This is a genomic window from Bradyrhizobium sp. Mp27 (assembly GCF_029953005.1).
GTDB classification, from domain to species: Bacteria; Pseudomonadota; Alphaproteobacteria; order Rhizobiales; family Xanthobacteraceae; genus Bradyrhizobium; species Bradyrhizobium barranii.
In genome coordinates this window covers 1-13,108 of sequence record NZ_JASAUS010000078.1, presented here as the reverse complement: position 1 = coordinate 13,108, position 13,108 = coordinate 1, and the positions used below count along the sequence as shown (strand labels likewise).

The following is a 13,108-nucleotide window of genomic DNA, read 5'->3' as shown; positions in this document are numbered from 1 at the left end:
AACGGTGAAATCAATGTCGCAATACGGCTACAAGTACCTGATCGTCGAGCAGCGCGCCACTGGCGTCGCGATCGTCACGATGAACCGCCCGGAGATCCTCAACGCGATCAACTGGGAGATGCACGAGGAGCTCGAAGACGTCTTCGTCAAGCTGGATCACGACAGTTCTGTCAACGCGATCGTTCTCACCGGTGCGGGCCGCGGATTTTGCTCTGGTGGCGATCAGAAGTCGCTGGATAAGGGAACGCTGCCGTCCCCGACGCGCAGCGGTCGCCACCTCATCCGCAACATGCTGGAAGTCGAAGTGCCGATCGTCGCGGCCGTCAACGGTGTCGCGGTCGGCCTGGGTGCCACGCTCGCGCTGTTCTGCGACGTGATCTATGCGAGCTCGACAGCCCGTTTCGCCGACACGCATGTCAATGCCGGCGTCGTCGCGGGCGATGGCGGCGCGGTGATCTGGCCGCTGCTGATGGGGCCGGTACGCGCGAAGCACTATCTGATGACCGGCGAATTCATCTCCGCCGAGAAAGCGGCTGCTATCGGTATGATCAACGAGGTGGTCGCAGACGGCAACGTTCTCGATGCCGCGATCGAATACGCCGAACTGCTGGCAAGCGGGCCGAAGGAATCGATCGTGTGGACCAAGTACAGCGTCAACAAGATCATCAAGCAGTACGCCCACCTGCTGCTCGACACCTCTGCGGCGCTGGAGATGTTGACGTTCAAGTCGCCCGAGCGGGCCGAGGCGGTTGCCGCATTCGCGGCCAAGCGCAAGCGTTTCGCGGAGCGCTGAGATGAACGTCGCTGAGATGACATCCGGCGCCCAGTTGGCGGATACGACCGTCGTGCAGCTTTTGGCCGCGCGACTCGCGGAGCGGCCCGACAAGATCGCCTTGCAACAAAAGCGTCACGGCGCCTGGACCGCCATGACGTGGGGCGCCTATGCGCAGCGTGTCGTGAACCTGGCCAGCGCGCTGCGGCGTGCTGGTCTCGAGCGCGGCGATCGGGTCGCGATCATGGGCGATTCGTCCGAGGAATGGCTGATCGCCGACATGGCCACGATGTGCGCCGGCGGCGTCATGGTGGGCGTTTACTTCACCTCGTCACCCGAAGAAGTGGCTTACTGCTTCACGGATTCAGGCGCGAAGTTCGCGTTCGTCGGCGGGGAGCCGCAGCTTCGCATCGTGCTCGCCTCCGGTCGGGCCGAGCAGCTCCGCGGCATCATCGTGCTCGACCCGGATTGGACCGGCGAGGCCTCGGCGTTGATCAAGTCGCTGGCCGACTTTGTTGGAGCACACGATGTCGATGCGCATGACTATCTGCAGAAGGAGAGCGCGACAGCAAAGGCGTCCGATGTCGTCAGCATCGGCTATACGTCCGGGACGACCGGAAACCCCAAAGGCGCCATGCTGACGCACCTTTCCATTCTCGCCGGCGTTCATTGCATCACCCTGTTCGGCCCCAGTATGCGCGAAGAGGAACACCGGGTGGTCGTGCATTTGCCGATGTCGCACACTGTGGCGCGCGGGCAGGCGACCACGTTGCCGCTGATCGCCGACGCAGTTCCATATTTCGGCGAGACGACCGCGGACTTCGCCCAGACGATCAAAGAGGTGAAGCCGACCTACTATATGGCGCCGCCGCGGTTCTACCAGCGCTTTGCGACACAGATCCTCAGCAAGGTGCATCCCGCCGGTGAAGCGGGAGATCAGAACTACACGCTTGCCGTGACGATCGCGCGCAGGGCGCTCGAAGACCGTCAGCGCGGCCACGAGGATGCCTTCGTCTCGAAACTGTTCGCGGCCTGCCGCGAGCAAGTGTTCCTGCCGCTGCTCGCGGAGGTCGGTTTCGACGAACTGAAGGTCGCGTTCACCTCGTCGGCGGCGATGCCGTCCGAGCTGATGTCGCTGTGGCAGTTGTGGGGCTTGCAGCTCAAGGAGTGCTACGGCCAGACCGAACTGGTCGGTGCCAATCTGGTGCAGATGGCGGAGTGGCCGAAGGCCGGCAACGTCGGGGTCCCGCTGCCGGATCCGGCCTGGGAAACCGCCGTGCTCCAGGACGGCGAGATGATCGTCCGTGGACCGGGATTGTTCGCGGGCTATTGGAACAAGCCGGACGAGACGAAAGCGGCGCTTCGCGACGGCTGGCTCTACACCGGCGACATCGTCGAAGTGTCGCCGGAAGGAACCTTCAAGCTTGTCGACCGGAAGAAGGAGATCATCAACACGTCGAACGGCAAATCGATCAGCCCGACTCAGATCGAAAACGAGCTGAGGCACAGCCCGTTCATCTCCGAGGCGGCTGTGATCGGCGAGGGGCGAAAATATCTCACCGCCCTGATCGAAGTGGATGCCACCGCCACAATGGACTGGGCGAAGTCGCGCGACGACAAGATCGCGAGTTACGCGGACCTGGCAGGCTCCGAGATCGTCAACCGGCTGATCGAGGCGGAGATCGGCAAGGCCAACGGAAGGCTGGCGCGAGCCGAGCAGATCAAGGCGTTCCGCATTCTGCCAGAGGAGCTGTCGCTCGAGAACGGCGTGATGACGCCGACGCGGAAGAAGCGTCGCAAGCAGATCAACGAGCGCTATCAGTCGCTGATCGCGTCGCTCTACGACGAAACCGAGGAAGAATTGATCAAGGCCGAGATGGGCCTTTGAGGTCGGCGGTCGGTCCCAAAACGTACGAAGCTAACAGTCGAGATAAGATTTCACTCCTTCAGCAACAGGACATCGAGATGACCAAGCGAAGCGGAATCACGCGGCGGACGATTGTCGGAAGCGGATTGGGAATTGCGGTAGGCCTGGTATCAAGGCCATCGTTTGCGGCGAACACGAAAGTGAAAGTCGGAGCGATCATGCCCAGCAGCGGCGTGCTGGCGTTTCCCGGTCAGGCCTGCGTGCGCGGCATCGATCTCGGCGCCAAATTCGCGCGTGAGAAGTTCGGCCTCGACATCGAGATCGTTCACGCCGATACGGCAAAGCCGTCCGGAGAACGGCCGGATTGCCGCCGAGAGCCTGATCCGGCAGGGCTGCACCGTGCTGATCGGCGCGTGGGATTCCGGTGCCACCATTTCGGCGCTGCAGGCCTGCGAGGCCGCCAAGGTGCCGATGGTGGTCCACATCGCGAGCGCCACCCAGGTAACTTCACAGGGCTTCACCCAGGTGTTCCGCTATTACCCCACGTCGCTGACCATCGTGCGGCAATCGTTGGCCGAGCTGAAGTCCGTGCTCGGCACGCTGAAGGATCCGCCGAGCAGCGCCGTCGTTCTCCATCTCAACAACACGATGGGGCAGTCGACGGCGGCCAGCATCGATCAGGCGTGGAAGGAAGTGGATGTTCCGCTCAAGATCGCGCAGCACGTTGCCTATGACGAGAAGGCCAAGGATCTGTCGGTGGAAGTTGCCAAGGCGAAAGCGTCGGGTGCCGATGCTTTGATCTCGGTCACGCGCGTCAACGACGCGATCATGATCGCGCGCGAATGCATCAAGCAGGGCTGGGACCCGAAGATGGTGTTTTCGCCCAACTCCAACGGCGTGTCCGACAAGGCGTATCACGACGCGCTCGGAAAGTATGGTGACGGTCCGGTTCTGTCGGCGTTGTGGCTCAATCCCAAGGGCGCCGAGACCGACAAGATCATGAAGATGTTCGCGGCCGACTACCCGAACGACTGGTTCGATGCCAATGCGGGCTGCGCGTTCGAGGCGGTGCAGATCGTCGCAGACGCCGTGACGCGGGCGGCTTCGCCGGAGTCCGCGGCGATTCACGGCGCGCTCAAGAAGACCGACATGAAGCCGATCCTGATGTACGGCGACAACACCAAGTTCGACGAGACCGGCCAGAACATCCACTGTTCGATGGTGATGCTGCAGGGTTTGAAAGGCAGGCCTCGGGTGGTGGCTCCAAAGGCCATTGCGGAAGCGTCGCTCGAGTATCCGCTTGCGCCTTACAGCAAACGCTGACGTCGTTACGGGCGGCCCCGCGAAAGCGTCGCGGGGTCGCGGTCGTCAAGTGCCCAAGGCAGGGACGTGCGAGCTAGGGCAAACTGTCCGAATTAATCAGGCGCGACCGCTCGGCAAGGAAGCGGCGGGGGCTCTTTCCCATCGTCTTCTTGAACATCGTGATGAACGCGCTGGGGGTTTCGTACCCCAGTTCCAGCGACACGGCCTGGACCGAAGTGCCCGCCGTGAGGCGTTGCATGGCGATCAGAATGTGGAGACGCTGGCGCCAGCGCCCGAAGGTCATCCCCGTTTCCTTGGCTATGAAGCGTGCGAAGGTACTCTCGCTCATCGCGTAGCGCGAGGCGACTTCGTCCATCGTGCTGCGGTCGCCCGGATTATTCAACAAGGAGGTCGCGAGGTGTTGAAGACGGGCGTCGGGGGAGATCGGCAAATACATTTCATCCGTCGTCGACATCTGCACGAGTTCGTCGAGCAAAACCCGGCCGAGACGGCTGGTCGGTCCTTCCAGCGGATAGAGCGGTGGGAACACCGAGAGGCGGTGGATCAATTCCCGCACCAGCGACGTGATCATCAGCGTGCAGCAGGTCCGCGGCAGCATGCTGACCTGCGGATCGATGAACACTGTGTAGAGTTTGCCGAAATCGGCCACGCAATTGCTGTGCTGCACGCCGGCCGGGATCCATACCGCGCCTTGCGGAGGCACGATCCACAAGCCGCCGGGCGCCCGGCACATCACCGAGCCGTGAGATGCGACGACCAATTGGCCTTTGCGGTGTGAGTGCAGCGGCAGGTCGTCGTTGTCTTTGCTGGTTTCGAGACAGAATGAAGTGACGGGACGATCGAACTGATCCGGATCGACAGGATCATAGTTGATCCGAAGATCGGGCAGATCCATTCGCGCAAAATCGCGATCGAACTCGGTCTCGGGCGGCATTTCAATCCTGCCAATTCGTCAAGTCAGTCAAGCCTTGATGCAGATCCTGCTGCTAGCCGAGGTTAGCTGTTTTGAAAGGTCAGGTCACTAGTCGCGGCGAGCCGTCGAGTTCGCTGATCTGCGACAAGATGCCCGCTACTGCGGCGTGAGCGCTGAGCGATGCGGCATGCTGCGCCGTGACCAAGCGGGAGCACCTGTCAGGCGGCCGACGGCTCGATCACTCGCCCGATTAAACCAACAGCAGAGAATGCTGCGATGCGAGCCTCCGCGTCCCGCCGGAGCCGGGCAATCCGTCGGAACGCGGCCGAATTCAGCAGCACGTGCCATAGCACCCGATGCTACCAAGTGCGGGCTTTCTCGGAGCCCGACGCATGACTGCACACATCGATCCGCCACGCAAGGTCGTCAACGCCGATCAGGATGCGGTCGAAACCGCCGATTGGCTCGCCTCGCTTGGATCGCTCCACCACAGCGCCGGTGCCGAGCGCGTGCGTTACATCCTGGCTGCGCTCGATCGGCGCGCGAAGGAGCTCGGCGTTCTGCCGGACTCTCCGCCGTTTTCGCCCTATCGCAATTCTATTCCGCTCGAGCAGCAGAAGCCCTACCCCGGCGACATCGCGATCGAGACCCGCCTGACGGCGATCATTCGCTGGAACGCGCTCGCGATGGTGGTCCGTGCCAACAAGGCCTATGGGGAGCTCGGCGGGCACGTCGCCAGCTACGCCTCGGCCGCGGAGATTTTCGAAGTCGGTTTCAATCATTTCTTTCGCGCGTCAAGCTCCGAGTCGGAGGGCGACTTGGTGTATTTCCAGCCGCATTCGTCCCCCGGAGTCTATGCACGAGCGTATCTCGAAGGCCGACTGTCGGACGAAAATCTGAAGCTGTATCGCCAGGAACTGAGCGGCCCCGGTCTGTCGTCCTATCCGCATCCCTGGCTGATGCCGGAGTTCTGGCAGGTGCCGTCGGCGTCGATGGGCCTTGGGCCAATCAGCGCGATCTACCAGGCGCGGTTCATGAAGTATCTGCAGCATCGCGGCCTGGTGCAGACGGCTGGTCGTCACGTCTGGGGTGTGTTCGGCGACGGCGAGATGGACGAGCCGGAATCGATCGCCGGGCTCGCCCTGGCGGCGCGGGAAAATCTCGACAACCTCACCTTCGTCGTCAATTGCAACCTGCAGCGCCTGGATGGGCCGGTCCGCGGCAACGGGCAGGTGATTCAGGAACTCGAATCACTTTTCCAGGGCGCCGGCTGGAACGTAATCAAGGTGCTGTGGGGATCGGACTGGGACGATATCTTCGCGCGCGATAGCAAGCATGCGCTGCTGCGCAAATTCGCCGACACCGTCGATGGCAAATATCAGACGCTCGGCGCCAAGGATGGGGCCTACAACCTCGCCCACTTCTTCAGCGAGGATCCCGAGGTCCGGGCGCTAGTTGCGCACATGTCGGACGCGGATATCGACGGCCTTAAGCGCGGTGGCCACGACTTCAAGAAGTTGTTCGCGGCCTTTGCCGCCGCGAAAGACATTAAGGGTCGGCCGACCGTCATTCTGGCGAAGACCAAGAAGGGCTACGGCATGGGCGGCGCCGGCGAGTCGCGCATGACGTCGCACCAGGCCAAGAAGCTCGATGTCGACGCGCTGTATGCGTTCCGCGACCGGTTCGCCCTGCCGCTCAGCAACGAGCAAGTCGAGGATCTGGAATTCTTCAGGCCTGCGGAAGACAGCGCGGAAATTCAGTACCTGCGCGCCCGTCGCGCGGCACTCGGTGGCTACATGCCGGCGCGGCGACGCGCTTCGGCGGCGCTGCCGGTGCCGCCGCTGCAATCCTACGCGGAGTTCGCGCTGCGCGGCGACGGCAAGGAGACGTCGACCACGATGGCGATCGTGCGGCTGTTCACCAATTTGCTCAAGGACAAAACGCTCGGCCCGCGCATCGTCCCGATCGTCGCCGACGAAGCCCGCACCTTCGGAATGGCGAACCTGTTCAGACAGGTCGGCATCTACTCGCCGGCGGGACAGCTCTACGAGCCGGAAGATGCCGGTTCGATGCTGTACTACAAGGAAGCGATCGACGGTCAATTGCTGGAGGAGGGGATCACCGAGGCGGGGGCGATTTCGTCATGGACCGCGGCGGCGACCTCCTATAGCATCCATAACTTCCCGTTGCTGCCGTTCTATATCTACTATTCGATGTTCGGCTTTCAGCGGGTCGGCGATCTGATCTGGGCGGCGGCGGACCAGCGCGCGCGTGGCTTTTTGATCGGGGCGACGGCCGGCCGGACGACGCTCGGCGGCGAAGGCTTGCAGCATCAGGACGGGTCCAGCCATCTGATGGCGGCGACCGTTCCGAACTGCCGGGCCTACGATCCGGCATTCTCCTACGAGGTGGCCGTCATCGTCGATCACGGCATGCGGTCGATGCTCGAGCAGGGCAACGACGAGTTCTATTACCTCACGGCGATGAACGAGAACTATGCGCAGCCCTCGATGCCCGACGATGCACGCGACGGCATCATCAAGGGTCTCTATCGGGTTCTGCCGAGCGCTGACGGGCCGGCGAAGATCAGGCTGGTCGGCTCGGGCGCCATTCTCCCGGAGGCGCTCGCCGCCGCAGCGATGCTGCAAAGCGAATGGAAAGTGGCCTGTGAAGTCTGGTCGGCAACGAGCTTTTCCGAGCTGGCGCGGGAGGCGCGCGATGTGGAGCGAACTAATCGGCTCTCGCCACTGTCGACCCCGGTCGAGAGCCACGTCGTACAATGCCTCGGCGGCAAGGTGCCGATCGTCGCGGCATCGGATTATGTCCGGGCGTATCCGCAACTGATCGGTTCTTACATCGAGGCGCCCTATACGGTGCTGGGCACCGACGGCTTCGGGCGCAGCGATACACGCGCCGCGCTGAGATCGTTCTTCGAGGTCGATCGCAAGCAGATCGTCGTTGCGGCGCTCTCGGCGCTGGCAAAATTGGGTCAAGTGGCGCGTGAGCAGGTCGCCGAAGCCATCGCCAGCTACGAATTGCCGACCGGCGTTGCATCGCCTTGGTCGCGCTGAGAGAGGGCGGAGCGCGCATGTCTCGTTCAATTGAAGTCGTTCTGCCAGATATTGGGGACTACAAGGATGTTCCGGTAGTCGAAATCAATGTGTCGGTCGGCGACGAGGTCACGATCGACATGCCGTTGCTGTCGATCGAGTCCGACAAGGCGACGATGGAGGTGCCATCCCCGGCCGCAGGCACGGTGGCCAAACTGATGATCGACGTCGGGGTGCGGGTTTCTCAAGGTTCGGTTCTGATGGTCCTCGAAGGGCGCGGCGAATCCACCGCGCCTCCGCCGGCGACTGCGTCGGCACCGCAGGTGGAGCAACGGATCTCGCAGCAGGAGGCGCTGTCACGGCCGGCGCCCGTGGCTCCAGTCGATGACTCGCGAGCACGTGCACAGCAGCCGCAGCTTAGCGGGGCGGCGCATGCATCGCCGTCGGTCCGCGCTTTGGCGCGTGAGCTCGGCGTGACGCTGGACTCTGTCGTGCCCACAGGCCCCAAGGGCCGGACTTTGCGCGAGGATGTGGCGGCCTTCGTCAACGGACTGGTGCGATCGAGACCGGCGACGGCGCCTGAGCCCGGCGCCCCGGTCGATTGGCCCAAGGTGGATTTCGAGAGGTACGGCGCGGTCGAGCGCCTGCCGCTGACACGGATCCAGAAGCTGACCGGTACGAACCTCTCGCGCAACTGGAGCGTCATTCCCCATGTAACGAATTTCGACAGAGCGGATGTGACCGACGCCGAAGCCTTTCGTCAACTCGCCAATGCCGAGGCCGCGAAGGACACGGCGAAGCTCACCATGGTGTCGCTGCTGATCAAGGCCGCGGCCTTGGCGCTGCAGAAATACCCGCGCTTCAATTCGTCGCTCGATGGCGATGAGTTGATCCTCAAGCACTATGTCCACATCGGCGTCGCTGTCGACACGCCGAGAGGTCTGGTCGTGCCGGTGATCCGGGACTGCGATAAGAAGGGCTTTCGGCAAATTGCCGCGGAGATGCGCTCGCTCGCCGACAAGGCGCGCGCGGGGCAGCTCGCGTTGGGCGACATGCAGGGCGGCTGTTTCTCGGTGTCGTCTCTCGGAGGCATCGGCGGTCAGGGATTTACGCCCATCATCAACGCGCCCGAGGTGGCGATCCTCGGCGCCGGGCGGGCCGCCACCGAGGCGGTCTGGAACGGCCGCGAGTTTGAACCGCGCCTCATCCTTCCGATGAGTCTGTCGTGGGATCACCGGGTCGTCGACGGCGTGGCTGGGGCCCGGTTCCTGGGCTTCGTCGCGTCGGTGCTCTCCGATCTGCGGCGCTTCGCGTTGTGAGGACGCAGATGCGGACAGAGGAAATCCGGGTCCCCGACATCGGGGATTTTCGAGACGTCGAGGTCGTCGAGGTCCACGTCAGGGCAGGCGACGTCGTCGTGCGAGAGCAGGCGTTGATCACAGTGGAATCCGACAAGGCCACGCTGGAGATTCCGTCGCCGATCGCAGGGGTGATCACGAGCATGTCGCTGCGTGTTGGAGACAAGGTGTCTCAAGGCTCCATGATTGGCACGGCGTCGGCGTCGGACGAAGCGGGCGCGCAAGGCGAGACGATCTCAGCGGATCAGGATGTTGGCCAGCGCGCAACAGATTATACGCGCTACGATCTTGTCGTGATCGGAGGCGGGCCGGGCGGCTATTCAGCAGCGTTTCGGGCCGCAGACCTTGGACTGAACACCGCGATCGTCGAACGCTACGGCACCTTGGGCGGAGTTTGCCTGAACGTTGGATGTATCCCGTCGAAGGCGCTGCTTCATGTTGCGGCCGTCAAGGAGGAAGCCAAACGGATCGCGGACAAGGGCATTCGCTTCGCCGCGCCGCAGATCGATCTGCAGGAGCTGCGCGCCTTCAAGCACGGCACTGTCAAGAAGCTGACGGATGGGCTGAGCCAGATGGCAGCAGCGCGCCGCGTCACGGTGATCCGCGGCATCGCGAAATTCGCCTCCGCCACGCGGCTCGAGATTGTCGGTGAGGGGGCAGGCTCGCAGCAAATTGAATTTGGTCAATGCATCATCGCCACGGGCTCGCGCGCGGTGCAGCTAGCGGTGCTTCCCAAGGATGAGCGGGTCGTGACCTCGACCGGCGCGCTCGCGCTGCGAAGCATTCCGGGCCGCATGCTCGTGATCGGAGCGGGGATCATCGGGCTGGAGATGGCGACCGTCTACAACTCGCTCGGCACCAAGATCGATCTTGTCGAAAGGCTTCCCGATATCCTGGCGGGCGTGGATGCCGACGCGGTGAAGATCTGGCGTTCGCGCAACGCGCATCGCTTCGAGCATATCGACGTCGCAAGCAGCGTATCAACCGCCGAAATCACGCCGGACGGCGTGAGGGTCGGTACCACAGGCGCATCGGTACGGACACGATCGTACGATTTGGTGTTGCAATCGGCCGGCCGTGTTCCCAACAGTAGCGAGCTCGGCCTCGAACGGATCGACGTTGCCATCGATTCGAACGGCTTCATTCAGGTCGACGAGCAGATGAGAACGACGGCGCGCAACGTCTTCGCCATCGGCGACGTCGTCGGCGGTCCGATGCTGGCGCACAAGGCCGTTCACGAGGGGCACGTCGCCGCGGAAGTAGCTGCCGGGAAGCCGGCGGCCTTTACCGCGAAGATCGTCCCCAATGTCGCCTACACCGATCCTGAGATCGCCTGGGTCGGCAAGTCCGAGCGTGATGTCGCCGAATCCGGACGGAAGATCCGTTCGACAAAATTCCCATGGGCCGCGTCCGGCCGGGCCATCGCGTCGGGCGCATCCTATGGCATGACGAAGCTGCTGTTCGACGCCGAAACCGGTCGCATCGTCGGGGGCGTGATCGTCGGACCGCATGCCGGCGATATGATCGGGGAAATCTGTCTCGCTATCGAAATGGGGGCTGACGCGATCGATATCGGAAAGACCATTCACCCGCATCCGACCCTCGGCGAGACGATCGGCATGGCTGCCGAAGTCCATGAGGGCATTTGCACCGACCTGCCTCCAATCGCCAGAAAGCGGTAGATCAGTTGGCCCAATCGATGTCCGTTATCGAAGCCCTTGAACAACGTCGCGCCGGTGCCAAACTCGGCGGCGGCGAGAAGCGCATCGACGCGCAGCATGCGCGCGGCCGCCTCACCGCGCGGGAGCGGATCGACCTGCTGCTCGACAAGCATTCGTTCGAGGAGATGGACATGTTCGTCCAGCACCGCTCGACCGAATTCGGGATGGAGAAGACCAAGATTCCAGGAGACGGCGTGGTCACCGGCTGGGGTACCGTCAACGGCCGCAAAACGTTTGTCTTCGCCAAGGATTTTACGGTGTTCGGCGGCTCGCTGTCCGAGACCCACGCGCTGAAGATCACAAAGCTCCAGGACTTGGCGATGAAGGCGCGGGCGCCCATCATCGGCCTCTATGATGCCGGCGGCGCGCGCATCCAGGAGGGCGTCGCCGCGCTCGCCGGCTATTCCTACGTGTTCCGCCGCAACGTGCTTGCCTCCGGCGTGATCCCGCAGATCTCGGTCATCATGGGCCCCTGCGCCGGTGGCGACGTCTACTCGCCGGCCATGACCGACTTCATCTTCATGGTGAAGAACACCAGCTACATGTTCGTCACCGGCCCCGACGTCGTGAAGACGGTCACCAACGAGGTCGTCACCGCCGAAGAGCTCGGCGGCGCCTCGGTGCACGCCACGCGCTCCTCGATTGCGGACGGCGCCTTCGAGAACGATGTCGAGACGATTTTGCAGATGCGCCGTCTCATCGACTTCCTGCCGGCGAACAACACCGACGGCATGCCGGATTGGCCGAGCTTCGATTCCATCGAGCGGGTCGACATGTCGCTGGACACGCTGATCCCCGACAATCCGAACAAGCCCTACGACATGAAGGAACTGATCCTGAAAGTCGTGGACGAGGGCGACTTCTTCGAGATCGCCGAGGGTTTTGCCAAGAACATCGTCACCGGCTTCGGCCGTATCGCGGGCCGTACTGTCGGTTTCGTCGCCAACCAGCCGATGGTGCTGGCGGGCGTGCTCGACAGCGACGCCTCGCGCAAGGCCGCGCGCTTCGTCCGCTTCTGCGACGCCTTCAACATCCCGATCGTCACCTTCGTCGACGTGCCGGGCTTCCTGCCGGGCACCGCGCAGGAATATGGCGGCCTGATCAAGCACGGCGCGAAACTGCTGTTCGCCTATTCGCAGTGCACCGTGCCGCTCGTCACCATCATCACCCGCAAGGCCTATGGCGGCGCCTTCGACGTCATGGCCTCCAAGGAGATCGGCGCCGACCTCAACTACGCCTGGCCGACCGCCCAGATCGCGGTGATGGGCGCCAAGGGCGCGGTCGAGATCATCTTCCGCTCCGACATCGGCGACCCCGACAAGATCGCGGCGCGCACCAAGGAATACGAAGACCGCTTCCTGTCGCCGTTCATCGCGGCGGAACGCGGCTACATCGACGACGTCATCATGCCGCACTCGACCCGCAAGCGCATCGCCCGCGCGCTGGAGATGCTTAGGGACAAGAAGGTCGAGATGCCGGCCAAGAAGCACGACAACATTCCGTTGTAGGAAGAGCTGTGTTCAAGAAGATTCTGATCGCCAATCGCGGCGAAATCGTCTGCCGGGTCATCAAGACCGCCCGCAAGATGGGAATCGAGACGGTTGCCGTCTATTCCGAGGCCGACCGCGATGCCCTGCATGTCGAGATGGCCGACGAGGCCGTGCTGATCGGCCCGCCGGCGGCAGCCGAGAGCTATCTGGTGATCGAGAAGATCGTCGAGGCCTGCCGCAAGACGGGCGCCGAGGCCGTGCATCCCGGTTACGGCTTCCTGTCCGAGCGCGAGGCGTTTCCGCGCGCGCTGGAGGCAGCAGGCATCGTCTTCATCGGCCCGAACCCGGGCGCGATCGCGGCGATGGGCGACAAGATCGAGTCGAAGAAGGCGGCCGCCAAGGCCAAGGTCTCGACCGTGCCCGGCTATCTCGGCGTCATCGAGGACGACAAGCACGCGGTCAGGATCGCCGACGAGATCGGCTATCCCGTGATGATCAAGGCGTCCGCCGGCGGTGGCGGCAAGGGCATGCGCATCGCGCATTCGAAGAGCGAGGTTGCCGAAGGCTTCAACCTTGCCAAGGCCGAGGCGAAAGCCTCGTTCGGCGACGACCGC

Annotated in this window: 9 protein-coding genes; 8 read left to right on the top strand and 1 reads right to left on the bottom strand. The window is 63.3% G+C overall.

The genetic code is table 11. From position 1 onward, the window contains the following. The first annotated feature begins 13 nt into the window (after positions 1-13). The 3 genes from QJT78_RS30835 (at position 14) to QJT78_RS30825 (ending at position 3,962) form a co-directional block, all read left to right on the top strand. Positions 14-793 carry an enoyl-CoA hydratase-related protein gene (locus QJT78_RS30835; RefSeq protein ID WP_007594449.1) on the top strand — a complete coding sequence of 260 codons (780 nt, stop codon included), beginning with the start codon at positions 14-16 and terminating at the stop codon, positions 791-793. A 1-nt stretch (position 794) separates the two neighbouring features. Beyond that, positions 795-2,660, top strand: a complete 1,866-nt coding sequence (locus tag QJT78_RS30830; RefSeq protein ID WP_028149222.1) for an AMP-binding protein — start codon at positions 795-797, stop codon at positions 2,658-2,660. A 273-nt stretch (positions 2,661-2,933) separates the two neighbouring features. Beyond that, positions 2,934-3,962 (top strand): ABC transporter substrate-binding protein, encoded by a 1,029-nt coding sequence (locus QJT78_RS30825; protein ID WP_240537754.1) that lies wholly within the window; start codon positions 2,934-2,936, stop codon positions 3,960-3,962. A 73-nt stretch (positions 3,963-4,035) separates the two neighbouring features. Here the strand turns inward: QJT78_RS30825 and QJT78_RS30820 are convergent, their stop codons facing one another. Next, positions 4,036-4,896 carry a helix-turn-helix transcriptional regulator gene (locus QJT78_RS30820; protein ID WP_173015766.1) on the bottom strand — a complete coding sequence of 287 codons (861 nt, stop codon included), beginning with the start codon at positions 4,894-4,896 and terminating at the stop codon, positions 4,036-4,038. Positions 4,897-5,267: 371 nt separating this feature from the next. Between QJT78_RS30820 and mdeB the strand changes: the two genes are divergently transcribed. The 5 genes from mdeB to QJT78_RS30795 all read left to right on the top strand — a co-directional run. Further along, positions 5,268-7,946, top strand: coding sequence for an alpha-ketoglutarate dehydrogenase (mdeB, locus tag QJT78_RS30815; RefSeq protein WP_028149220.1), 2,679 nt, complete (start codon positions 5,268-5,270; stop codon positions 7,944-7,946). 17 nt (positions 7,947-7,963) lie between these two features. Then, on the top strand, positions 7,964-9,244 hold the full coding sequence (locus QJT78_RS30810; protein WP_028149219.1) for a 2-oxo acid dehydrogenase subunit E2: 1,281 nt from the start codon (positions 7,964-7,966) through the stop codon (positions 9,242-9,244). A gap of 8 nt (positions 9,245-9,252) precedes the next feature. Then, positions 9,253-10,965 (top strand): dihydrolipoyl dehydrogenase, encoded by a 1,713-nt coding sequence (gene lpdA, locus QJT78_RS30805; protein ID WP_028149218.1) that lies wholly within the window; start codon positions 9,253-9,255, stop codon positions 10,963-10,965. Positions 10,966-10,982: 17 nt separating this feature from the next. After that, on the top strand, positions 10,983-12,512 hold the full coding sequence (locus tag QJT78_RS30800) for an acyl-CoA carboxylase subunit beta (protein ID WP_212481288.1): 1,530 nt from the start codon (positions 10,983-10,985) through the stop codon (positions 12,510-12,512). A gap of 8 nt (positions 12,513-12,520) precedes the next feature. After that, positions 12,521-13,108, top strand: a 588-nt coding sequence (locus QJT78_RS30795) for a biotin carboxylase N-terminal domain-containing protein (protein WP_281460390.1), incomplete at its 3' end; no start/stop codon positions are given.